Origin of the sequence: Streptosporangium sp. NPDC001681 (assembly GCF_040298085.1) — a bacterium.
In the GTDB taxonomy this organism is placed as follows: Bacteria; Actinomycetota; Actinomycetes; order Streptosporangiales; family Streptosporangiaceae; genus Streptosporangium.
On the sequence record NZ_JBEOZN010000056.1, the window covers coordinates 21,859 to 43,451 of the forward strand.

The 21,593-nt window shown below is 69.2% G+C and carries 21 protein-coding genes; 12 read left to right on the top strand and 9 right to left on the bottom strand.

What is annotated here, in order from left to right:
• Nucleotides 1-2: 2 nt before the first annotated feature.
• The 6 genes from ABT130_RS24590 to ABT130_RS24615 form a co-directional block, all read right to left on the bottom strand.
• Complete coding sequence (locus ABT130_RS24590; RefSeq protein WP_350958951.1) at nucleotides 3-491, bottom strand: NUDIX domain-containing protein; 489 nt, start codon at nucleotides 489-491, stop codon at nucleotides 3-5.
• Entirely contained in the window at nucleotides 488-1,474 is a 987-nt protein-coding gene (gene hemC, locus ABT130_RS24595; protein ID WP_350958952.1) for a hydroxymethylbilane synthase, read from the bottom strand. The genes ABT130_RS24590 and hemC overlap by 4 nt, the downstream gene beginning before the upstream one ends.
• Before the next feature lie 259 nt (nucleotides 1,475-1,733).
• Entirely contained in the window at nucleotides 1,734-2,063 is a 330-nt protein-coding gene (locus tag ABT130_RS24600) for a hypothetical protein (RefSeq protein WP_350958954.1), read from the bottom strand.
• Nucleotides 2,060-2,416, bottom strand: a complete 357-nt coding sequence (locus tag ABT130_RS24605; RefSeq protein ID WP_350958956.1) for a hypothetical protein — start codon at nucleotides 2,414-2,416, stop codon at nucleotides 2,060-2,062. Before ABT130_RS24605 ends, ABT130_RS24600 begins: the two co-directional genes overlap by 4 nt.
• The gene (locus tag ABT130_RS24610) at nucleotides 2,400-2,828 is read right to left on the bottom strand and encodes a hypothetical protein (protein WP_350958959.1); all 429 of its coding nucleotides are present in this window, start codon (nucleotides 2,826-2,828) and stop codon (nucleotides 2,400-2,402) included. The genes ABT130_RS24605 and ABT130_RS24610 overlap by 17 nt, the downstream gene beginning before the upstream one ends.
• Nucleotides 2,825-3,541: a hypothetical protein gene (locus ABT130_RS24615; protein ID WP_350958961.1), complete on the bottom strand. Its 717-nt coding sequence runs from the start codon at nucleotides 3,539-3,541 to the stop codon at nucleotides 2,825-2,827. The genes ABT130_RS24610 and ABT130_RS24615 overlap by 4 nt, the downstream gene beginning before the upstream one ends.
• Nucleotides 3,542-3,778: 237 nt before the next feature.
• Between ABT130_RS24615 and ABT130_RS24620 the strand changes: the two genes are divergently transcribed.
• Together ABT130_RS24620 and ABT130_RS24625 are read left to right on the top strand one after the other, a co-directional pair.
• Complete coding sequence (locus ABT130_RS24620) at nucleotides 3,779-4,333, top strand: UTRA domain-containing protein (protein WP_350958963.1); 555 nt, start codon at nucleotides 3,779-3,781, stop codon at nucleotides 4,331-4,333.
• Between the two features lie 15 nt (nucleotides 4,334-4,348).
• Nucleotides 4,349-5,065, top strand: a complete 717-nt coding sequence (locus ABT130_RS24625) for a GntR family transcriptional regulator (RefSeq protein ID WP_350958966.1) — start codon at nucleotides 4,349-4,351, stop codon at nucleotides 5,063-5,065.
• Nucleotides 5,066-5,197: 132 nt separating this feature from the next.
• Here the strand turns inward: ABT130_RS24625 and ABT130_RS24630 are convergent, their stop codons facing one another.
• A complete protein-coding gene (locus tag ABT130_RS24630) occupies nucleotides 5,198-5,416 on the bottom strand; it encodes a hypothetical protein (RefSeq protein WP_350958968.1) in 219 nt (72 codons plus the stop codon).
• 562 nt (nucleotides 5,417-5,978) lie between these two features.
• Here ABT130_RS24630 and ABT130_RS24635 point away from each other — a divergent pair.
• The 5 genes from ABT130_RS24635 to ABT130_RS24655 all read left to right on the top strand — a co-directional run bounded on the left by ABT130_RS24635 (nucleotide 5,979) and on the right by ABT130_RS24655 (nucleotide 11,357).
• Entirely contained in the window at nucleotides 5,979-6,215 is a 237-nt protein-coding gene (locus ABT130_RS24635) for a DUF4244 domain-containing protein (protein WP_350958971.1), read from the top strand.
• On the top strand, nucleotides 6,212-6,592 hold the full coding sequence (locus ABT130_RS24640; RefSeq protein ID WP_350958973.1) for a TadE family type IV pilus minor pilin: 381 nt from the start codon (nucleotides 6,212-6,214) through the stop codon (nucleotides 6,590-6,592). The genes ABT130_RS24635 and ABT130_RS24640 overlap by 4 nt, the downstream gene beginning before the upstream one ends.
• An 88-nt stretch (nucleotides 6,593-6,680) precedes the next feature.
• Complete coding sequence (locus ABT130_RS24645; RefSeq protein WP_350958976.1) at nucleotides 6,681-7,070, top strand: Rv3654c family TadE-like protein; 390 nt, start codon at nucleotides 6,681-6,683, stop codon at nucleotides 7,068-7,070.
• 293 nt (nucleotides 7,071-7,363) lie between these two features.
• A complete protein-coding gene (iscB, locus tag ABT130_RS24650) occupies nucleotides 7,364-8,767 on the top strand; it encodes an RNA-guided endonuclease IscB (RefSeq protein ID WP_350958978.1) in 1,404 nt (467 codons plus the stop codon).
• Between the two features lie 553 nt (nucleotides 8,768-9,320).
• Nucleotides 9,321-11,357 (top strand): fibronectin type III domain-containing protein, encoded by a 2,037-nt coding sequence (locus tag ABT130_RS24655; RefSeq protein ID WP_350958980.1) that lies wholly within the window; start codon nucleotides 9,321-9,323, stop codon nucleotides 11,355-11,357.
• A gap of 74 nt (nucleotides 11,358-11,431) precedes the next feature.
• Here the strand turns inward: ABT130_RS24655 and ABT130_RS24660 are convergent, their stop codons facing one another.
• The gene (locus ABT130_RS24660; RefSeq protein ID WP_350958982.1) at nucleotides 11,432-13,690 is read right to left on the bottom strand and encodes a DEAD/DEAH box helicase; all 2,259 of its coding nucleotides are present in this window, start codon (nucleotides 13,688-13,690) and stop codon (nucleotides 11,432-11,434) included.
• Between the two features lie 247 nt (nucleotides 13,691-13,937).
• Here ABT130_RS24660 and ABT130_RS24665 point away from each other — a divergent pair, with 247 nt between their 5' ends.
• The 5 genes from ABT130_RS24665 (at nucleotide 13,938) to ABT130_RS24685 (ending at nucleotide 20,306) form a co-directional block, all read left to right on the top strand.
• Nucleotides 13,938-14,288, top strand: a complete 351-nt coding sequence (locus tag ABT130_RS24665) for an STAS domain-containing protein (RefSeq protein ID WP_030916965.1) — start codon at nucleotides 13,938-13,940, stop codon at nucleotides 14,286-14,288.
• Nucleotides 14,289-14,290: 2 nt separating this feature from the next.
• A complete protein-coding gene (locus ABT130_RS24670) occupies nucleotides 14,291-14,737 on the top strand; it encodes an ATP-binding protein (RefSeq protein WP_350930260.1) in 447 nt (148 codons plus the stop codon).
• A 424-nt stretch (nucleotides 14,738-15,161) separates the two neighbouring features.
• Nucleotides 15,162-17,495, top strand: a complete 2,334-nt coding sequence (locus ABT130_RS24675) for a sodium-translocating pyrophosphatase (RefSeq protein WP_350958984.1) — start codon at nucleotides 15,162-15,164, stop codon at nucleotides 17,493-17,495.
• Between the two features lie 181 nt (nucleotides 17,496-17,676).
• Nucleotides 17,677-18,153, top strand: coding sequence for a SixA phosphatase family protein (locus tag ABT130_RS24680; RefSeq protein ID WP_350930258.1), 477 nt, complete (start codon nucleotides 17,677-17,679; stop codon nucleotides 18,151-18,153).
• A gap of 59 nt (nucleotides 18,154-18,212) precedes the next feature.
• Nucleotides 18,213-20,306 (top strand): FUSC family protein, encoded by a 2,094-nt coding sequence (locus ABT130_RS24685; protein WP_350958987.1) that lies wholly within the window; start codon nucleotides 18,213-18,215, stop codon nucleotides 20,304-20,306.
• 42 nt (nucleotides 20,307-20,348) lie between these two features.
• Here the strand turns inward: ABT130_RS24685 and serB are convergent, their stop codons facing one another.
• Complete coding sequence (serB, locus tag ABT130_RS24690; RefSeq protein WP_350930256.1) at nucleotides 20,349-21,569, bottom strand: phosphoserine phosphatase SerB; 1,221 nt, start codon at nucleotides 21,567-21,569, stop codon at nucleotides 20,349-20,351.
• Between the last annotated feature and the right edge of the window lie 24 nt (nucleotides 21,570-21,593).

Below are 21,593 nucleotides of genomic sequence, written 5' to 3' on the forward strand. Positions count from 1 at the left end.
CATCACGGCATTATGGTTCTTTCGCACCTCGATGCTGGGTCCTGCTCGATGTAGTGCCCTGGGCCGTGAAGTGTGGCCTCGGTGAGTCGTTCGGCGATCAGTGGGTGGAGCCGGGCGGCTGCACGATGTGCGGGGGCGAGTTGCCAGTCGTCAACCTCGCTGGTTCGCAGGGTGATCGCGGAGAGGTCGTCCGTCAGCAAGGTACGCGTGCCGAAGACGAAGGCGATCCGGTCGCGGCGGCCGGGGCCGCTGGCCGGCACCCATGCGACGGTGATAAGGCGGCAGGCCCGCAGGCCCAGCAAGCCGGTCTCCTCGCGGGCCTCGCGAGTCGCCGCGGTGGCCGGGCTCTCGCCGTGGCGGGCGCGTCCGCCGGGGAGCTGCCACCGGCTGTGGTCGCCGGCGGTGCGCAGGATGAGCCACCGGCCCACCTCGTCGAGCACGAGGAGGTGGGCGGTGACGGCGCAACCGTACGACCCCTCTGTCGAGGTCATTTCCGGGTGGCGGTGATCAGGTTGCGGGCGCCTTGGTGCAGTAGGTCGGCGGCGACGCGAGCGCCGAGGGTGGCCGGATCGGAGTGGTCGCCCCAGGCGTGTGAGCGCGCGAACTCCGAGCCGTCGCGGTTGAACACCATGCCGAACAGGGCTATCTTCCCGTCCGGAGTGGTGGAGGCGTGTCCGGCGATCGGGCTGTTGCAGTGGCCGAACAGCATGTGCAGCATGGTTCGCTCGGCAAGGATGTGCCGTGCGGTGGGGACGTGGTTGAGTTCGTCCAGGAGCCGCATGACGGGAGCGTCCGCTTGGCGGGCTTGGATGCCGACGACGCCGGCGCCCACGGGCGGAACCATGGACACGCCTTCGCGGGCGGTGTGGAACTCCAGGGGCAGCACTTCGTGGTGGCGGTCCAGAATGCCGAGGCGGTTCAGGCTGGTACGAGCCAGGATCAGGGCGGCGTACTTGCCCCCGTCCTCGTCCAGCTTGGCCAGGCGGGTGTCGACGTTGCCGCGAATCCGCTCGGTACGTAGGTCTGGCCGGTGGATGCTGAGCTGGGCGCGGCGCCGCACGGAGCTGGTGCCGATGAGTGATCCAGCGGGCAGTTCAGCCAGAGAGACGCTGTCTCGGGTGACCACGACGTCGTGGACGTCGTCGCGCTCCAGATAGGCGCCGAACGCGGTGCCCTCGGCCATCGGGACATCGCCGGGAACATCCTTCACGCAGTGGACCGCGATGTCGATTCGGCCACTGATCAGGGCGCGATCGATCTCCTTGCTGAAGGCACCTTTGCCGCCGATCTCGGCCAGGTCGCCGGGCCACAGGTCGGCGCTGACCTGTGTCGGCACGATCTCGATGGGGATGCCGGGCGCGATCCTGGTGATCATGTCGGCGACATGGCCGGCCTGGATCTTGGCCATGGTGGAGGTACGGGTGCCGATCCGTAGCGGGTTGTCGGCGAATCGGTTGAGGAGTACGTCGGTCATGGGTTCGGAGCTCTCCCTTTTGGTGAGGCTTTGATTACAGAATGTGATCGCCTGTGGGATGGCGGCGCTCACCGACGGCTATCGAATGGTGTCCCAGCCGGAAGGGGATGGCGGGGGAACCATCATTTCGATCGGGGTCCGCGCCTGTGGGCTAGGAGGGCGTGCGGTCGCGGGCGGCCCCTGGTTGTGCACCACCCGCCCGTGAGGACTTGGAGGGCGCGGCGGCACGGGAGGTGGGATCGCCGTGCCGCCGCGCGGTTCAGGGCGGGGGCGTCGGTTCGGCGTAGTGCTCCCCGAGACATTCGGCGATGCGGCGCGCGGCCTGCGGTAGGTCGTCTGTCGGCGCCTGGTCTGCGGGTTCTTCGAGGAAGCGGGGTCCCCAGCAGAAGACCGTGCCCGCCTGGTCGGCCCACACGGTCAGGTCGGCGTTGATCACGAGGCGGGGTCGGCCCTGGTCGTAGGAGATGGTCGGGTAGATGCGATGGGTGTGTAGCTCGGTGCGCAGGTGCTTGAGGGCGGCGACGGCGCCGGGGTGCCATCTGGTGGCGTTCAGCTGCTCGCCCGCTGGGGTGTCAGGGTGAGGGATCACGGCTGGCTCCCCTCCGGCGGCGAGGGGTGTGGCCCCAGGGCTCGTCCGGGGTGCCCTGGGGGTAGGACGAGGGGGGCTGCGGAGAGTGGTGGGTCCGGGTGGCTGGCCGTGCCGGGTGCGGGCGGTGTGGGGGCGGGTGGTGGGGTCCGCCAGAGGTCGAGTTCTGCCTGTTCCATGAGGTCCCACAGCTCAGCGGCGCTGGTCGCGTGGACGATGTGGCAGCGCGCCGGGTCGGTGCACTGCCAGGCCTCGAAACGCCGGTGGCGCAGGCTCCAGATGACCAGCCAGGTGGGCGCGTACTTCTGTACCTGCTGGGCGGCTCGGGCCGCGTCGGCGTCAGCGCGGGTCGACATGCTCGGTCAGAATCACGTCGGCCAGCAGCGGCAGTCCGCCGCGCAGCACATCGGCCGCGTCTTTGGTGCGCAGGATGGCGTGGTGCTCGGCGAGTTGTCCGGCAGCCGCGAGCAGTGTCAGTTCGGAGCTGAGCAGCGGGCTGCCGGCGTGGTTGAGTTCGGGACCGGTCCACCAGAACCTCTCGCCATCGGTGTAGGCGAGCAGCCCGTGGTGGACGGAGACGATGGCGTTGCCGGAGGCGAGTTCGTGGACGTCCGCGCGGATGTGGTGAACCTCGGCCAGTACGGCGGCCAGATCCTGGGCGTACCGCACGGCGGTCGACGGCGCGGCGGCGGTCATCGGGGAGGCGGGTCCACCACCGCACCTGCATCTGCACGCGGGGGTGTGGCCCCGCTCCGGGGTCGTGTTCATGCCGCGACCTCCTGCCGCTGCGGGTGCTGTCGCCAGGACAAAGGGGCGTCCGGGGAGTGGTCCCGGCCGGGGGCGACGGCGAGCCCCGGCCGGAGAGTCTGGTGCTGCGGGTGGGGGGCCACGTCGGGAACGCCGGGCACCAGGGTGAGCGGCGGTCGGGCTATCGGCTCTGCGTGTCGCAGGCGTCTCGCTTCCTGGCCCACGTTCAGGGATGGGGTGCTGTTGTGGGGCGCGTGCTCGTGCGCACGGGCCGCGACGCGGGCTCGACGGCGGGCGCGCGGATCCCGGGCGAGCGCCAGGCGGGCCGCGCGGTTCTCCTGCGTCTCGACCGGCCGGTGCGGGTGGGCACTGGGCATGACCGGGCGGCGCGTGTCCGTACGCCCGGCGGGCCGGGTGTGGGCCGATGCCGTCTCGCGCTCGGCCTGGCGGGGCGCGGGCACCAGCGGCGTCGGCTGTGCGGTGACCTCGTGGGCGGGCTCAAAGGTCGGCAGGGTCCGGCCCAGGCCGAACTGACGGCGCACGTCGAAGCGCTCGGCCATCAGCTCACCGGACGGCTGCGCGTACTCGTGATCGGCGGTCTGGCAGGGGCAGCCGTGTGCATAGGGTGCGTGCCCGCAGACTGCGCAGCCCATCGGCATGGGTGGGGCTTCGGCGAAGCAGCCGCAGCCGCTCGCCGTGGTCCGCTTGAGGACCGGGGTACTACGGTTGCTCATGGGTCAGGGCCTCATTCCTGATCAAGGGTCCGGTACGGCGTTGCGAGCGCCTGCCGGGCCCGACTTGTGTCTGGAGGGGGACCGAATACCCCAGCCCTCGGGCGCCGACTTGTTCGCCAACCTTACTGCGATTCGCGAAAGGCAGCAATGATGTACTCATGTTGAAGTGGCTATCCTCAACCAGCCCGGCATGTTGTCGAACCGGTACGGTGGCTGCTAAATGGCCTTTCGTGACCCATGGAGGAGCGCGTGGCGGACACAGGCTGGGTCAGCGTTTCTGCGCCCTATGTGAGACCTCGCCGCCCTGGAGAGTCAGATCCCTGGGCGGAAGAGGCCGCTCAGCAAGGTCACATCGGCACTCATCAACTCCGCACCGTGGAAGAGGTCCACCCGCCACAAGTGGTTGCTCAAGTCCTCGGCCTCGATCCAGGAGGTACGGCGATTGTTCGTCGCCGACTGGTACTCCTGGACGGGCGCCCGACAGAACTCGCAGACTCCTACTACCCCATGACGATCGCCCGCGACACACCGCTGGCCGAAGCGCGCAAGATTCCGGGCGGAGCCCCTACCATGCTTGCCGAACTCGGCTACCAGCCACACAGTGCAGAGGAAGGCGTCATAGCACGCCCCTCAACCCTTCCAGAGCAAGACCTGCTTGATATCCGACCGGAGGACTGGGTCCTGGTCCTCACCAGGGTGCTACGAACCAACGACGGAGCGCCGATTGAGGTCGCCGTAATGACGATGATCGCCGACGGCCGTGAACTGCGATACAAAATGATCATCCAATGAGGAGACCTGACAATCTTGGCAAGGCGGCTGGACCCTCGTCCTCGTCATCAGCAGATCGCCGCAGAGCTGCGCGCTGAGATCATGTCCGGCGCTCTGAAGCCGGGCCAGCAGCTCCCTTCGACGCCACACCTGGTGGCGCGCTTCAGCGCAGCCAACGCGACGATCCAGCGTGCTCTGCAATCTTTGAAGGAGGAAGGGTTCGTACGGGGCCACGCGGGAAAAGGCGTTTTCGTGCGGGACAGGCAGCCCTTTGTTGTCGAAGCCGCTACCTACAAAGCCCCAGCTCCGCGTGGCTACAGCTACGAGCTGCTTCAGGTCGGCGAGGTGGAACCGCCGACCGACGTCGCTGCGGCTCTCGCCATTCCGCACAGCGATCCGGTCATCATGCGTCACCGGCTACTGCTGCACGACGGCGCGCCCGTAGAGCTGTCATGGTCGTACTACCCACCCCACATCGCCTCCGGAAGTCCCCTGGCAGGTCGTGGAAAGATCCGCGGCGGGGCGCCTCAAGCATTGGCCGATCTCGGGTTTCCGGAGCGACACTTCGAGGACCGCATCTCGGTGCGGCAACCCACCACGAAGGAGGTCGAGAGGCTGGACCTTCCGGCCGATGTGCCGGTGTTTCGCCAGTTTCGGGTGATCTACAGCGACCTGAGGCGGCCGGTGGAGGCCTCAATCCTGATCAAGGGTGGCCACCTCTACGAGCTCTCGTATCAGCAGGTCGTCGACTGATGGACCGTGCTTAGGGCCCAGATCCCTAGGCTCTGGCCGTCTGCGGTGGCAGTGAACGTCGACCGTGTCCGCTGACAGCCACAGTTTCCGATACGAGGTGAAGAGGTGGTGACACTCACCATCGGGGCTGCCCTATCCCTGACCGGTAAGCACGCCCGTTTCGGCACGCAGGCCCGGCTCGGCCTGGAAATCTGACATGTCGTGATTGGTGGCCGAGGACGACCAGAGCGATTCGAAGGTCTTGGAAGCCGTGCTCTGCGGACTGGCGAATCGCTGCGACGTTCTGCTCGGCTCGTACTCGACCCGGCTGATGCGCGGGCCGCCGAGCTCGGCCGCCTGATCTGGGACCACGGCGGGTCAGGTGACGATGTCGAGGCGGCCCACTCGTGTGGGGATGTGTAAGAGACGTCCCGAGCGTTCGCCGGGATGACATGGCCTGCGATTCTTCGCCCGTTTGTGTGAATGCCGCCAGGTCGAGCGGTCACGTCGGCTGCGGGTTATCCACAGGTTTTTCGTCAAATCTCCGGGTTATCCACAGAAGATTGATGGGGCCTGTGGACAGACATCCTGAAATCTCACCATCTAGGGCCTGAAGTGGCCTCCTTCGGTTGGGGGCGTTTCGCGCTTTGGCGTTGTGCCATGTTTTCCCTGGCTGTGGAGAGTCCGACGTTCCTCGCGGAAGGGCAGCGGGCCATCACCGACGAAGGGTGACGGATCATCTTCGCGTTCGTACGGGGTCATGCCGACCCGCGCGCACTGCCCGGCGCCTGGGCGCGGTATCCCCAATCGAGGGGTTGGCCTACGGCGTTATCCACAGAATGGCGTTCGGGTCAACGGGACCGCAGGCGCATGGAGAACCCTGGCGTGACCGATGCCGGGCGGTGGGTCCGGCGGGGATCTCCAGGAGGAGCAGATGGCTCGAACGAGCGCGCTTCGTGTGCGGCGTGATCGGTTGCGGTGGCTGCGTGCCCGGTGGGCGCTGCTGACCACCGGCGCGCGCTGTGACCGTGGCATGTCCACCGCGGAGTACGCGGTCGGAACGATCGCCGCCTGTGCCTTCGCCGCCCTGCTCTTCAAGGTGGTGACGAGTCCCGACGTCCAGCAGATGATCACAACTCTGATCAACCGAGCGCTGACCGTGGCGGGATGACCCTCTCCGTGGCAGCGATCTTCTCCCGCCGGACCAGGGGGTCGGTGACCGCGGAAACGGCCGCGGTGCTGCCCGCCCTCCTGGTCGTGCTGGGAGCCGGGCTGTGGGCGGTGTCAGCGGTCGAGGCGCAGCTGGAGTGCGTGGACGCGGCCCGGGCCGGGGCTCGGGCCGCCTCGCGCGGCGAGTCGCTGGAGCGGGTCCGAGGCAGCGTCCTGTCCGTGGCTCCTGCGGGCGCGACCGTCGTGGTGACCCGAAGCGCGGAGATGGCACGGGTGGAGGTGTCGGTGAACGTCAGGCCGCGCTGGGGCGCCTCGCTCCCGGGCGTCACCGTGCACGCGAGTGCCGCCTCCGTGACCGAGCCCGGACTGGAGTGGTAGGCCCGTGACTCCTTCGCTTCCTGGGGAGAGCGGCTTCTGGTCAAGCCGCTCTCGCAGTCTCAAGCAGGGCAGGCCCTGCCCGCAGGATATGGATGACGGTGGGGCTGAGCGGGGGTCGGCCACCATCTGGACGGTCGGGCTCATGGCTTTGCTCTTCGCGGTCGCGGCGGCGGTCATGGTCGCGGGCACGGCTCGGGTCGCGCGCCACCGAGCGCAGAGCGCCGCCGACCTGAGCGCGCTCACCGCCGCTCGGCTGGCCTTCGCGGACCCGGACCGGAGTTGCGCGAGTGCCTCCCTGCTCGCTGCGGACAACGGGGTCAGGATCACCCGCTGTTCCGTGGGAAATGACGGCATCGCGGAGATCGAGGTGACCATGGACGTCTCACTCCCCCTGAAGGGAGAGGTGGCGATCAACGCCAGGGCGCGTGCCGGCCCTGTCCACATCGCTGATTCAGGCCGGTCAACGGCCCTCTCCTGAAGGAGGGGCTTGAGGCGCGGTAATGCGCTTTACAAGCCCCGCGTTGACCAGCCCTGGCCGTCAGCTCAAGGAGGTGCGTTGTGATGGCTACGTTGAACACGAGATCGCAGACCCACCGGCGGGTGCTTCCTCAGCCTGCCGCTCTGGAATCCGTGGGAGCAGACACGCCCGAGGGTGGGCACGAAACGGCTCACGGACACCGCCGCCAGGCGGTATCTGGTGTTCGACCTGGGCGAGGGGAGATCGAGCGGACCGGCACCCGGTCTGCTCGGCGTCACCCCGAGGGCGCTTCGGTGTCCGAGGGAGCCAACCGTGAGGTTCACCCGGCCGTGTTCGTCCTGGACGCCCGCGGCCACCCGCTCGACCCTTGCCATCCCGCCCGTGCCCGCCGTCTGCTGGCGGCCGGGCGGGCGGTGGTGGTGCGTCACACCCCGTTCGTCATCCGCCTCAAGGACCGGTCGGTTGCCGATTCCACCGTGGCAGGCGTGCAGGTCGGTATCGACCCCGGCAGCAAGCACACCGGCCTGGCCGTGTTCACCGACCGCGACGGGAGCCGGGCCGGACGGTATGCGATCCAGCTCGACCACCGGGGCGCGCTGATCCGCGACAGGCTCGCCTCGCGGGCCGCGTACCGGCGCGGTAGGCGGTCGCGGAATCTGCGCTACCGCTCCCCCCGGTTTCTCAACCGCACCAAACCGAAGGGATGGCTCGCGCCGTCGCTGCGACACCGCGTCGACACCACCGTGTCGTGGGTGGCGCGGCTGACCCGGTGGGCGCCCGTGGCCGCCGTGCACGTGGAGCGGGTCTCCTTCGACACCCATGCCCTGTCGGCGGGCAAGCCGTTGGAAGGTGTTGAGTATCAGCAGGGCACCCTGGCCGGGTGCGAGGTGCGCGAATACCTGCTGGCCAAGTGGGGGCGCGCCTGCGCCTACTGCGGCGTGAGCGGCGTACCGCTCAACCTCGATCACATCCACCCGCGTTCCCAGGGCGGCTCGGACCGGATCAGCAACCTGACCCTGGCCTGCATCCGGTGTAACCAGGCCAAGAACGCCACCCCGGTGGAGGAGTTCCTCAAAGGCAGACCCGCCCTGTTGGCGAGGATCCTCGGGCAGGCGAAGGCTCCGCTGCACGATGCCGCCGCCGTCAACGCCACCCGGTGGGCGCTGTGGCGGGCGCTGGAGGCGACCGGCCTTCCCGTTCACACCGCCTCGGGCGGTCGTACGAAGTGGAACCGGTCTCGCACCGGCGCGCCGAAGTCACACACATTGGACGCGCTGCACGTCGGCGAACTGGAGAACGTCACCGCCTGGCCATCCACGGTCCTGGTGGTCACCGCGACCGGGCGGGGCACCTACGCCCGCACCATCCCCGACCGATACGGGTTCCCCCGCCTTGTCCGGCCACGGACCAAACTGCACCACGGCTTCCAAACCGGCGACCTGGTCCGGGCGAACGTCCCGGCTGGCAAGAAGGCCGGGGTTCACGCCGGGCGAGTCCTGGTCCGCTCCTCCGGCTCGTTCGACATCACCACCCGGCACGGCCGCGTCACCGGGATCAACCACCGGCACGTCCGTCATCTTCAGCGCGCGGACGGCTACGGCTACACCACCCAGAAAGAGGCCAATCAAAATGACCGACCGTCCAGGGCACGCCCGGGCCTTGACGGCCATCCCGCTCCCGATTCCTCACCGGCCTGAAGGCCGGGGCATCCTCAGGAGGTTCTGGTGAAGGAAAGCGTGTCAGGAATCCGATGGGAGCCGACCGGAAAGCGGTTAAGTACGGCTTCAAAAGGTGGGTGGGGCGGTAAGAACAGACATACGCGCCGGGCACGCACCGATGAAATGGGAGCCCCCGCCAAGGAAACGCTGCGACGGCAACGCGGCAGAGCACTGCTCCGCACAGACGAACACCGAGAATCGGCAGACGGAAGTCTTCAGGAAACCGGGTGTACGAAGCCTCCGGGAAACAAGGTCGCAATCAAATCACGACTTCTTGGACGGCGTGTCCAAGAGTCCGAAAGCTCACGTAAGGTGCCGCTTACCGGTGATCCGTGCTGTTTCCCGATCGGCCTGGGGAGGGTGAGATGCGAATCACCAGGTCACACGACACCATCGGACGGTCTCGCGACCTCGGGGCCGGAGGGCGGGACCGGTGCGAGCCGGCCGGGCGGAGGGAACGGTCTGGCCGCCGTGTGACCGTACGGGTGGCGGATGGCCGGCTGACGCGCGGTTCTCGACGAAGGGAAACGTCGTGACAGCAGTTCGCAGACTGGTCGCCATGGCGGTGATCGCGCCGATCATATCCATGTCCTTCGTGCTCACCGCCGCGAATCCGGCGCAGGCCGTGGCGCGGCTGAACGTCCCGTCCCGGGTGACCTCCAACAGCACAGTGATCCTTTCCGGCAGAGTCGATCTTCTGTTCGACGCGGTCCTTTTCGTCAATGGCAGGCAGGTGGCGAAGGGAGATCAAAAAGTCTCCTACGCCTGGAATCCTCGTTATCACCGGAACGGCGGTTACCGGATCAGGCTTGAACAGCGGGGCAAGGTGCTCGGGGCCGAATGGCACCAGACCAGCAGGACCCTGGTCCAGGCCGTTCCTCCGGCGACGCCGAGCGGGGTGAGCGCCCGGTTGTACGGCAAGCAGGTGGTCGTCAGATGGAGCAGAGGTGCCGAACCCGACCTGCAGGGCTACGTGATCTCCACGAGCCGGACCGGCAGGGTCGGGTCCGTGCGGGTGGGCAGCGCGTGTTCCGGTGGTTCATGCAGGGCGACCCTGGCCGTTCCGGCGAAGGCGGCCGGACAGCGGATCGGGTTCACGGTGCGGGCCCTGCGCGGCAACGGCGGTGGCGGCACGCTCTCCTCAGGCAACTCGGCCGGCGCCTCGGTGAAGGTGCCGGCGGCCACGGTGGCGAAGAGCGGCAGGAAAACCGGTGGCCAGGAGAGTTCCGGCACCCGGAGCGGGTCGCACCAGAGCGACACGGGCAGTCGGCAGAACACCAAGAAGAGCGAGAACAAGCAGACCGGAGTCCACGACCTTCCGCAGTTGCCCGCGAAGAAGCCCACGGCGGCCTCGAATCGGCCGTCGGGAACAGCGGGCGCGCCAACGGAGAAGCCCGGGGTTTCGGAAAAGGCGGAGAACGGCGGCGACGCCACCTCGTCGGTCGCCGAGCCGGCCGAGGAGACGAATGAGGGGACCGGCGGTGATCGGGAGAAGAAGGAAGGCGTGGACAGTGCCCCCGACTCCGGAGCGACCGGCGAGACCGAGGCGGACTCCGCCCCGAATACGAACACCACGGCAGGATCATCTGACGTACCGACCGGCGGTATGAGCCAGTACGGCATGTTCATCGCCGGTGCTCTCGTCCTGCTGCTTCTCGGCGCGCACGGTGGCGCCTGGATCCGTCGCAGGCTACTGGCCGCGGGGGACGGTTCCGCCGGCGGAGACAGGCGCCGTGACGGAGGGAGCGACGGGCAGACCGCGCCCTTCGCACCCGAGCCGCTCGGTGGGAGGGACTCGAAGGGGGACGCCAGGACGACGGGCCGAGGCGGTACGGCGGACAGGAGCGGCACGACCGGCACCGGCGGCAGGGGTGGTGTGGCGGGCAAGGGCGGCACCGCTGTCACTGTCGATCCACGGCGTCCCGCGGTCATCCTCGCCGTGGTCAAGACCGGCCTGGCCCCGGGGAGCCCGTCGCCCGACTCCCGTGGTTCGGTCCGCCCACACTCTCCCCGGCAGTCTCCGGATCGGTCTGCCCCGGATCGGCCCGTGCCGGAGCGGAACGTCTCGGCCGAGTCGGCTCCAGCCCGGCGCGTCCCGGCTCAGCGCATCTCGATCAGGGATGCCCCGGTTCAGCCGATCTCGGTTCAGCCGGCTTCGGTTCGGCTGGCCTCGGTTCGGAAAGCCGCTGACCGCGAGACGGAGGCACAGCGGGCGGGGACCCGGCAGGCAGAGGCTGAGCACACGGGGGCTGAGCACGCGGAGACCGGGCACGCCGAGACCGGGCAGGCAGGTCACGCTGGGCGGCCGGACGCGGGTCCCGCTTCCGGCACGGCTCCGCTCTTCGAGGCCGGTGATGTCGGCCAGGCTGCGGCCCGGACGGCTGACCGGTGGGACGACTACCTTCCGCCCGCGCCCCGTTCCATGGAGGACAGCGGGTTCTGGGAGCGCCCGCAGCCCGGCGCGACCGATTTCTGGGCCGAGGACCGTAACGACGACGACCGGGACGAGCGACGAGATCGCGATGGCCTCTCACCCTCGGGGCATCGCTTCACTCCCGATATGAGCTGATCCGTCACAGTCTCCGGCAGACCGGCGCCCCGGCCCGCTGCCGGCGTGTTCCGCAGCCCTCACATCTGCGGCCCTCACATCCGCGGCTCGTCGGAGGAGAGCAGGACGGCCAGCAGGCGGAGGGCTCCGGCCTTGTCGAGGGGCTCGTTGCCGTTGCCGCACTTGGGGGACTGGATGCACGAGGGGCAGCCGCGTTCGCACTCGCACGAGGCGATGGCCTCGCGGGTGGCCGTGAGCCAGTCGCGCGCACGGGCGTAACCGCGCTCGGCGAAGCCGGCGCCGCCCTCGTGCCCGTCGTAGACGAAGACGGTGAGCAACCCCGTGTCGGCGTGGAGTTCGGTGGAGACGCCTCCGATGTCCCAGCGGTCGCAGGTCGCGAAGAGCGGCAGCAGGCCGATGGAGGCGTGTTCGGCCGCGTGCGCGGCGCCGCCGAGGTCCAGGCCGTCCTCGATCAGGGGGATGATCGCCGAGGTGGGCAGCGTCCACCAGACGGCGCGGGTCCGCAGCGTGCGTGGGGGCAGGTCGAGGGGTTCGTCTCCCATGAGCTCGCCGCTCTGGGCCCGGCGCTTGAGATAGGCCACGACCTGGCTGGTCACCTCCACCGAGCCGAAGTGGAGCTCTCCAGGACCGAGGGGGTGCGAGCTGAGGGACTCGATGACCGAGATATCGGTGACATCCCTGGCGAAGGTCGTGTAGTCGGGGGCCCCGGCCTCGACCAGCGCGACCCCCGCCTCCAGATCGAGTTCGGCCACCAGGAACGTCTCCCCCTGGTGCACGTAGACGGCGCCGGCGTGCACGGTGGAGTGAGCCGAGGGCTCGTCCACGGTGCCGAGCAGCCGTCCGGTGGACATCTCGACGACCTGGACCGGCGCGGCGCCCGACCCGCGGATGTCGGCGAGATCGGTGGCGCGTCCCCTGCTGGTCCAGAACCAGCCCGCGGCGCGTTCCCTGAGCAGCCCGTCACCGACCAGGTCCGCGAGCACCTCCTTGCTGGTGGGGCCGAAGATGTCCAGGTCGTCGTGGGTCAGCGGGATCTCGGCGGCCGCCGCGCACAGGTGGGGGCCCAGCACGTATGGGTTTCCGGGATCGAGCACGATCGTCTCCACCGGCCTGCCGAACAGGGCTTCGGGATGGTGGACGAGATAGGTGTCCAGGGGGTCGTCCCTGGCGATCAGCACCGCCAGCGCGTCCTGCCCGTCCCTTCCGGCCCGCCCGGCCTGCTGCCAGAGTGAGGCCCGGGTTCCCGGCCACCCCGCGATGAGCACGGCGTCCAGCCCGGAGACGTCGACGCCGAGTTCCAGGGCGTTGGTCGTCGCCAGGCCGAGCAGCTCGCCCGAACGCAGTGCCTTTTCCAGCCCCCTGCGATCCTCGGCCAGATAGCCCGCCCGGTAGGCCGCCACCTTGTCGGGCAGGTCCGCGGGCGCGCTCCCGTCGGCGACGAGGTCGCCGAGCCTGGCCCGCGTGGTGAGGGCCACGGACTCGGCGGCCCGCCGGGAGCGGACGAAGGCCAGGGTCCGCACGTTGGAGACGACGAGGTCGGCCAGGAGGTCCGCGCTCTCGGCGGTCGCGGGGCGGCGGACGGGTGCCCCGCCCTCGCCCCGCAGATCGGTCAGGGGTGGCTCCCACAGTGCGAAGGTGGTCGAGCCTCGGGGAGAGGTGTCCGTGGTCACCTCGGCCATCTGGAGGCCTGTCAGACGTCTCGCGAAGGCCGCGGGCTCGCTGGCCGTCGCCGAGGAGAGCAGGAAGGTCGGGTGTGAGCCGTAGCGCGCGCAGATCCGGCGCAGGCGGCGCAGGATCTGGGCGACGTGGGAGCCGAACACGCCTCGGTAGCCGTGGCACTCGTCCACGACGACCATCCGGAGCCGCCGCCAGAAGGCCGACCACTGGGCGTGACGGGGCAGCAGGCCGCGATGGAGCATGTCCGGGTTGGTGAGGACGTAGTTGGCGTGCCTGCGTACCCAGGTCCGCTCCTCGAAGGAGGTGTCGCCGTCGTAGGTGGCGGCACGGAGCTCGGGCGGGTCGAGCTCGCGCAGCGTGCGGAGCTGGTCGGCGGCCAGAGCCTTGCTGGGGGACAGGTAGAGGATCGTGCCGCCGTCGAGCGTCGCGGAAAGCGCCGGGACCAGGTAGGAGAGGGACTTGCCCGAGGCGGTCCCGGTGGAGATGATCACGTTTTGGCCACGGTGGGCCAGCTCGGCGGCCTCGGCCTGATGCGGCCACAGGCCAGAAACGCCGCGGTTCGCCCAGCGCGTAACCAATCGCTGGTCAACCCAGTCCGGCCATCGGGTCTTACCAGCCTGACGTGCGGGAACGTGCTCCACATGGGTGACACGCATGCGACGTGCGGGAACATCGAGCAGGCGATTGAGGGCGTTACCCGCTCGGAGGGGCGAGGATGAGGGCGGGGTCACTGGTTTCAGTCTCACATCTGTGGGCAGAGTCGCCGGGAATCGTGATTTCGTATAGACACTGAGCGTACGCATGGTTGAATGCCGCGCGTCGGGGCTTGTCGTCCGGGGGTCATCCGGTCCCAGGAGGGCATGCTCGAATCGGTACTTTCGCAGGCAAGGCGCTGGAGGATCTGTGGATCTGAAGTTGGACCACCATTCCGAGGACCGTCTCACCATCGTTGAGGTCGAGGGTGAGATTGATGTCTACACCGCGCCCAGATTGCGTGAGCTCCTGATCGACCTGGTCAACAAGGGGAATTTCCACCTGCTCGTCAACATGGAGAAGGTCGACTTCCTTGACTCCACGGGCCTTGGTGTCCTGGTCGGCGGGCTCAAGCGAGTTAGGGCGCACGATGGCTCACTGGAGCTTGTCTGCACTCAGGAGCGCATCCTGAAGATTTTCCGGATCACCGGGCTGACGAAGGTCTTCGGTATCTACGCCTCGGTTGATGAGGCCAAGGAAGCCCACGGTCGAGACAAGTAGTCGTGGCTACCGTCGAACTGACGTTCAGCGCTCTCCCCGCGCATGTACGCACGGCGCGTCTGGTCGCCACGGCGATCGCCAGACGCACCGGCGTGCAGGAGTCACTGCTGGACGAGGTACGGCTCGCCGTCGGTGAGGCGTGCTCGCGGGCCGTGGAGGCGCACCGCCTCCACTGTCCGGGAGAGCCGATCCGTATCGAGCTACGTGATGACTCAGGGCGCTTCGAGGTGACCGTCACCGACTCCGCCCCCAGTGACGAACTGGAGCACGATCGCGCCCTCCTGGGGTTCGACGACCCGTTCGGGCAACTTCCCGATGATCTGATGTCCGGTCTCGGCATCGCGGTCATCGCGGGACTGGCCGACGATGTTCAGGTCTACCCGAGCCAGAAGGGCATGTGCATCCGCATGAGCTGGCCCGCGGCGACGAACGGCCTGTCTCCGGCCTGACAGAAGACTTCGAACAGCCGGGCGTGTCCATCTGGACACGCCCGGCTGTTCGTCGTGCGGAACCCAGTTTTGGACAAAACATAACCACAATTTTTCCCACCCGAAATTGGGTGGAAACAGAGGCTGGCGGGGTAGGTGTGACAAGCGAAATGCCGTTATAAGCAGGCCGGTCGGTAAAAGGTGCTGGACTCGGCGTCAATTGTCCGCAGGCAGAGGCTTCATATCCGCGTCCTCGCTGCGTAGACTCCCGGGACCGGCCAAGGTTTATCCTTCGGAGCGGCCCGCACGCGAGCCGTCCTCCGTGGGGGTCTGCAACTGGAAGCGGCACTGCCAACCATCCCGGATGTGCGCCGCTCCGCTCGTCTAACCACTTCGGCAGCGCACTCCGGGCAGGACGTGTTCCCGTCTTGCCAAGGAGAGTCGGATGTCTGTGCTCCATCTCGCCGCTGTCGAAGAGCCAGCGGTATCCCTGAGTGGTTACCACTTCAACATCGTGATCGTGGTCGCCGTCGTCGCACTGCTCGCACTCGCCGTCGCCGGCACACTGGTGCGGGAAGTGCTGGCCGCCGGCCAAGGCACCGAGCGTATGCAAAACATCGCGCGAGCCGTCCAGGAAGGGGCTTCGGCGTATCTTACCCGGCAGTTCCGGACGCTCGCGCTGTTCGTCATCCTGATCCCGTTCCTGCTGTACCTCCTCCCGGCGGAGACGACCGGCGTGCGGATCGGCAGATCGGCTTTCTTCGTCGTCGGCGCGCTGTTCTCCGCGCTGACCGGATTCATCGGCATGTGGCTGGCGGTCCGCGGCAACGTCCGCGTCGCCGCCGCCGCCCGCGAGTCGGGTGAGAAGCTCGCGATGCGGATCGCCTTCCGCACCGGCGGCGTGGCCGGAATGATCACCGTTGGCCTCGGCCTTCTCGGCGCGGCCGTGGTGGTGATCACCTACGGGGGCAGCGCCCCGGCCGTGCTGGAGGGCTTCGGCTTCGGTGCCGCGCTGCTCGCGATGTTCATGCGAGTCGGCGGCGGCATCTTCACCAAGGCCGCCGACGTCGGCGCCGACCTGGTCGGCAAGGTCGAGCAGGGCATTCCCGAGGACGATCCGCGCAACGCCGCCACCATCGCCGACAACGTGGGCGACAACGTGGGCGACTGCGCGGGCATGGCCGCCGACCTGTTCGAGTCCTACGCGGTCATGCTCGTCGCCAGCCTGATCCTGGGCAAGGTGGCCTTCGGCGTCGAGGGACTGGTGTTCCCGATGATCGTGCCGATGATCGGTGTGATCACGGCGATCATCGGCATCTTCGTCACCGCCCCGCGCGCCGGCGACCGCAACGCGATGGCCGCGATCAACCGGGGCTTCTTCATCTCGGCGGCCATCTCGGCCGTCCTCGTCGCGGTCGCGGCCTACCTCTACCTGCCGGCCAGCTTCTCCGGGCTGACCGGGGTGAGCCCGGAGATCGCCGCGATCACCTCCGACCCGCGCCTGATCGCGATCGGGGCGGTGCTCATCGGCCTGGTGCTGGCAAGCGCCATCCAGATCCTCACCGGCTACTTCACCGAGACGAACCGCCGTCCGGTGCGGGACATCGGCGAGAGCTCCCGCACCGGTCCCGCCACGGTCATCCTGTCCGGCATCAGCGTCGGCCTGGAGTCGGCCGTCTACTCCGCGCTGGTCATCGGAGCCGCCGTCTACGGCGCGTTCCTGCTGGGCTTCGGCAACGTCACGGTCGCGCTGTTCGCCGTGGCGCTGGCGGGCACGGGCCTGCTGACCACGGTCGGCGTGATCGTGTCGATGGACACCTTCGGTCCTGTCTCCGACAACGCCCAGGGCATCGCCGAGATGTCCGGGGACGTCGAGGGCGAGGGCGCCCAGGTCCTCACCTCGCTGGACGCCGTCGGAAACACCACCAAGGCCATCACCAAGGGCATCGCGATCGCCACGGCCGTGCTCGCCGCGACCGCGCTGTTCGGCGCGTTCCGTACGGCGGTCGAGAGCGAGCTGGTCAAGGCGGGCGCGTCCGTCAAGGAGGCGCTGGGCTCCTTCAGCACGTTCAGCCTGAGCGTCGACTCCCCGAACGTGCTGGTCGGCCTGATCATCGGCGCCGCGGTGGTGTTCATGTTCTCCGGCCTCGCGATCATGGCGGTCGGCCGCGCGGCCGGTCGGGTGGTCTTCGAGGTACGCGAGCAGTTCCGCACCAAGCCGGGGATCATGGCCGGTACGGAGTTGCCCGACTACGGCAGGGTCGTGGACATCTGCACCCGCGACTCGCTGCGGGAGCTGGCCACGCCCGGCCTGCTGGCCGTGCTGACCCCGATCGCCGTCGGTTTCGCCCTCGGCTACGCGCCGCTCGGCGCGTTCCTGGCCGGTGCCATCGCGTGCGGCACGCTCATGGCGGTGTTCCTGGCCAACTCCGGCGGAGCCTGGGACAACGCCAAGAAGCTCGTCGAGGACGGTCACCACGGCGGCAAGGGCTCGCAGGCCCACGAGGCCACCATCATCGGTGACACCGTCGGTGACCCGTTCAAGGACACCGCCGGACCGGCGATCAACCCGCTCCTCAAGGTGATGAACCTGGTGGCGCTGCTGATCGCCCCGGCCGTGGTGGCCTACTCGGACAGCCCGGCGCTGCGCATCGGCATCACGGTGCTCGCGGTGGGCGTCGTCATCGCCGCGGTGGTCATCTCCAAGCGTCGTTCGGCGGGCATCGCCCCGACGGAGGAGAACAACAGCGACCGCGAGCCGGAGCAGGTCTCCAGCTGAGCAATGTTTGACGAAGGGGTGCACGGGTCGCGTGCACCCCTTCCGCATGTGCGGACCGTCGCGGTGGGAAACTGGCCGATATGGAACAGCAGCCCTCCGGAGGCAGAACTCTCATCCTCATCCTGCTGGCGATGGCCGCGGTGTTCGCGGTGATCGTGGGCCTTGCCATGTGGGCTTCGAGATGACGGCGCGCACGCTCGTCGTGCTGCGTCACGCCAAGGCGGTCAACGCCTCAGGTCTCGCCGATCGCGAGCGTCCCCTCAGCGCCGACGGCGAGCACGACGCCCGCAGGGTCGGTGAGGCCCTCGCCACGCGGGGCCTCCGCCCCGACCTGGTGATCTGCTCGCCGTCGGTGCGCACCCGGCAGACCGCGAACCTGGCCCTTCCCGGTGCGGACCTCCTTTTCGAACCGGCCATCTACGAGGCCTACCCCGACGAGCTGCTGACGCTGATCCGGCGGAGTGATCCGCAGGTGCGCACGCTGGTCCTGGTCGGTCACAACCCCGGCGTCCACGAGCTGATCAGGCAGCTCACCGAGGAGGACGACGGCGACGCGGGGTTCCCGCCAGGGGCGTTCGCCGTCATCGAGGTGGACGGCGAGTGGGCGGAGCTCGACGCCGGTCGCGGGATCGCCAGATGGAGTCCCAAGAAGCCCTGAGGGCCAGGGCGTAACAAGGCGTAACGAGGCACGGGGGAGCTCCCGGGATCGGGGGTGGCATGCGCAGACTCGTCGACATGCTGCGTGCCGACTTCCGGCTCTCCGGGCCTCCCGCCTGGACGTACGGCCTGCTGTGCATGCTGGTCGTCTGTCTCCCGCTGCTGCTCGGCGTTCTCCTCGGCCATCTCGCGGAGGGCGCCTCGGTGGCTCTGGGCGGCTATCTGACGCTCTTCGGCGACGCCCCCGGGCAGCTGTACGGCGACCGGGTCAGAAGGTTGCTCACCACCACGGCCACCGTCACGCTCGGCTCCGGACTCGGCGCGCTCATCCATCCCCACCCGTGGCCGATCGCGGCCGTGGTGGTCGGCCTGGTCGCGGCGGCGGGCATCTACTGGCGGGCGCTGGGCATACCTGCGATCCTCTCCGTGACCTTGACCTACTTCGGCTCTTCCAGCATGGGTGTTCTGTTCCACATGGGGGCCTCGGCCTGCGGTGGCCTGCTGGCCGTGCTGATGGTCATGACGATCTGGCCGTTACGCCGCCGCAGGCCGCTGCGCAGGACCGTGGAGGAGGCGGGTACGGCGCTCGCCGACCTCCTGGCCGGCGGGGGGCGGGCACCGCTCGCGGACGAGAGCTGGGAGTCGCTGCGCCACCGGGCCGCCACCGCGCTCAAGGATCTGGAGGCGGCGCTCTCCCTCTACCGGGTCGCCGGGGAGGACGACGGGTCGTCGGAGCGGCTCCCGGCCACGCTGACCCGCATCTTCCAGCAGACGATCGCGTTGCGCGTGTTGCGCGCGGCGGCCGTGGAGGCGAGGGCCGGGACGGAGTGGACCCGGGAGCTGGACGAGGCGATCGGGTCGCTGGCCCGCGCGCTGCGAGAGGCGGTACTGCTTGGCGGCTCGGCCGAGATGCAGGGGGCGCTGGCCGCCGTCGGGCGGTTCGCCGACAGTGTGGAGGAGATCCGCAGAACCGCTCGTGCGGGGGATACGCCGCTGCCCGCGGCCGCGCTGCTGGGGCAGGTGACCCGGTGTGTGGACCGGATCGCGATGGCCGTGCGCTCGGTGGAGCGGCAGGCGGCGGAGAGCGTCGAGGTGGGGCCGCGCCTGCCGAAGTTCGTACGGTCGGGAAAACCGGTGATCACGACCGGTTACCACCCGATCAGAGTGGGCCTGGCGGTGACCGCGGCCATGGTGCTGATGATGGTGATCCACGAGCACTACGCCAAGTGGTTCGTGGTGACCGTGGCGGTCAGCCTCCGCCCGACCTATCGCGACACGGTGGATCGGGTGCGGCTGCGGGTGCTGGGCACGGCCGTGGGCGCGGTGGCCGGGGCGGTGGTGCTGGCGGTCGCGCCGGGTCATCTGTATCTGACGCTGTTCATCTCCGTCTGCGCGGCGTTGGGCTTCGCACTGCGCGGGTGCAGCTACGGATACTGGATGATGCTCGCGACACCGCTCTCGCTGATGCTGGCCGACTTCGCCCTGTCGCTCGACTGGGGCGCGGCCGAGGCCAGGGTGGTGCTCACGATCGCCGGTGGCGTGCTGGCGCTGCTCTTCGCCCGGCTGCTGTGGTCCAGGGGGCACCGGGCCACGCTGACCGCCGCCATCGCGGAGATGCTCGATCGGCACGCCGCGCTGGTGCGGTCACTGATCGACCAGGACCCCAAGGAGGTGAACGCCCGGATCTCCTCGGCGTCCGACGCCACCGGGCGGCTCGCCGACTCGCTCGACGGACTGGACAAGGAGCCGGGCGGCGGCGCGCCGCGGCGCCTGCGGGATGCGGTGACGGTGGCCGGGCGGCTGCGGGACAACGCGCTCGCGCTGTTCGCGATACCGCCACCCGGGAACGAGGCCGGGCCCACGGTGACGGTCCTCGACCTCGTCGCCGACCGGTTGGAGAGGGCCGCCGAGGGGGTCAGGACGGACCGGTCGGGAACGCCGCCCGACGATCTGGACCGGGCCCTCGACGAACTCGGCGCGTACGTGGACGAGCTGGCCGCCCGCCGCCTGGACGAACTGGCCGAGGGGGCGGGCGACAGGATGACGGGTCTGCGGCGCAGCATCAGGCACGCCGCCGCCGCGTGGCCCGCCCTGCGGGGTCTCAGCGCCGAAGCCGTACGGTTGGCCTCCCTGACCGCCCCGAGGACCTGTTAGCCGCGATCGTCCGGGGGACGAAGGCGGCCAGGGCCGGTGTGTTCAGCGGTTGGTGATGACGCCGTCCTCGGCGTCGGCGTCCTCCACCTCGGCGCGGGGGATGCCGAGCAGGTAGAGGATCGAGTCGAGATAGGGCACGTTGACCGCGGTGTCCGCGGCGCGGCGGACCACCGGCTTGGCGTTGAACGCGATGCCGAGGCCGGCCGCCGCGATCATGTCCAGGTCGTTGGCGCCGTCGCCGATGGCGACGGTCTGGCTGATCGGGATGCCCGCCTCGCGGGCGAAGCGCTCCAGCGCCCGCGCCTTGCCAGGCCGGTCGACGATCTCCCCGACGACCCGCCCGGTGAGCACGCCGTCGACGACCTCCAGGGTGTTGGCCGCGGAGTAGTCGATCCCGAGGTCCTCCACGAGGGCATCGGTGAGCTGCGTGAACCCGCCGCTGACGATCGCGAACCGGTAGTCGAGCCGCTTGAGCGTCCGTACCAGCGTGCGGGCGCCGGGGGTCAGCACGAGTTCCTCGCGCACCTTCTCGAAGACCTCCTCGGAGAGGCCCTCCAGCAGTGCGACCCGGCGGCGCAGCGACTCGGCGAAGTCGAGTTCGCCGCGCATCGCCTCCTCGGTGACCCTGGCGACCTCCTCCAGGCAACCGGCGTGCGCCGCCAGCAGCTCGATCACCTCGGCCTGGATGAGCGTCGAGTCGACGTCCATCACGATCAGCCGCTTGGCCCTGCGGTGCAGGCCGGTCCGCTGCACGGCGACGTCCACCTGCTGGGCGTGCGCCTCGACGGCAAGCTCGGCCCGCAGGGTGTCGGGGTCGGCGCCGGACAGGGAGAGCTCGATGCAGGTCACCGGGTAGCTGGACAGGCGCTCGATCCGGTCGATGTTGGCGCCGGCCGCGGCGATCCGCCCCGAGATGCCCGCCATGGCGGCGGGCTGCAGCGGCGCGCCGAGCACGGTGACGTTGAGCCGTCCCCTGCGCCGCTTCTCCTTCGGGTCGGAGCCGGTGGACATCTCCACGTGCAGACCGAGATCCTCGGCGGTCCGCTCGACGGCGGTCCAGAGGGCACCGAGGGTGCCGCCGGTGCCGGTCGGTGTGTCGCCCGCGTAGGAGACGAGGACGCCGAGAGTGAGCCGGCCGCGGATGACGACCTGCTCCACGTCGGCGACGACAACGGGGAATCCGGCCAGAACAGAGAAGAGGCGTGAGGTCACGCCTGGGCGGTCCGGACCGGTCAACGTGATCAGAAGCGTGCGCTGGTTCATCGGGTCCTACGCTACTTGGCTCCG

Excerpts from the sequence above, each read along its gene's own strand:
- ABT130_RS24660 (WP_350958982.1), bottom strand. The coding sequence starts at position 13,690 with ATGCGTGTCACCCATGTGGAGCACGTTCCCGCACGTCAGGCTGGTAAG.
- ABT130_RS24685 (WP_350958987.1), top strand. The coding sequence starts at position 18,213 with ATGCGCAGACTCGTCGACATGCTGCGTGCCGACTTCCGGCTCTCCGGG.
- ABT130_RS24645 (WP_350958976.1), top strand. The coding sequence starts at position 6,681 with ATGGATGACGGTGGGGCTGAGCGGGGGTCGGCCACCATCTGGACGGTC.
- ABT130_RS24680 (WP_350930258.1), top strand. The coding sequence starts at position 17,677 with ATGACGGCGCGCACGCTCGTCGTGCTGCGTCACGCCAAGGCGGTCAAC.
- ABT130_RS24610 (WP_350958959.1), bottom strand. The coding sequence starts at position 2,828 with ATGAACACGACCCCGGAGCGGGGCCACACCCCCGCGTGCAGATGCAGG.
- ABT130_RS24675 (WP_350958984.1), top strand. The coding sequence starts at position 15,162 with ATGTCTGTGCTCCATCTCGCCGCTGTCGAAGAGCCAGCGGTATCCCTG.
- ABT130_RS24635 (WP_350958971.1), top strand. The coding sequence starts at position 5,979 with ATGGCTCGAACGAGCGCGCTTCGTGTGCGGCGTGATCGGTTGCGGTGG.
- ABT130_RS24620 (WP_350958963.1), top strand. The coding sequence starts at position 3,779 with ATGGAGGAGCGCGTGGCGGACACAGGCTGGGTCAGCGTTTCTGCGCCC.
- ABT130_RS24615 (WP_350958961.1), bottom strand. The coding sequence starts at position 3,541 with ATGAGCAACCGTAGTACCCCGGTCCTCAAGCGGACCACGGCGAGCGGC.
- hemC (WP_350958952.1), bottom strand. The coding sequence starts at position 1,474 with ATGACCGACGTACTCCTCAACCGATTCGCCGACAACCCGCTACGGATC.
- ABT130_RS24640 (WP_350958973.1), top strand. The coding sequence starts at position 6,212 with ATGACCCTCTCCGTGGCAGCGATCTTCTCCCGCCGGACCAGGGGGTCG.
- ABT130_RS24605 (WP_350958956.1), bottom strand. The coding sequence starts at position 2,416 with ATGTCGACCCGCGCTGACGCCGACGCGGCCCGAGCCGCCCAGCAGGTA.
- ABT130_RS24590 (WP_350958951.1), bottom strand. The coding sequence starts at position 491 with ATGACCTCGACAGAGGGGTCGTACGGTTGCGCCGTCACCGCCCACCTC.
- serB (WP_350930256.1), bottom strand. The coding sequence starts at position 21,569 with ATGAACCAGCGCACGCTTCTGATCACGTTGACCGGTCCGGACCGCCCA.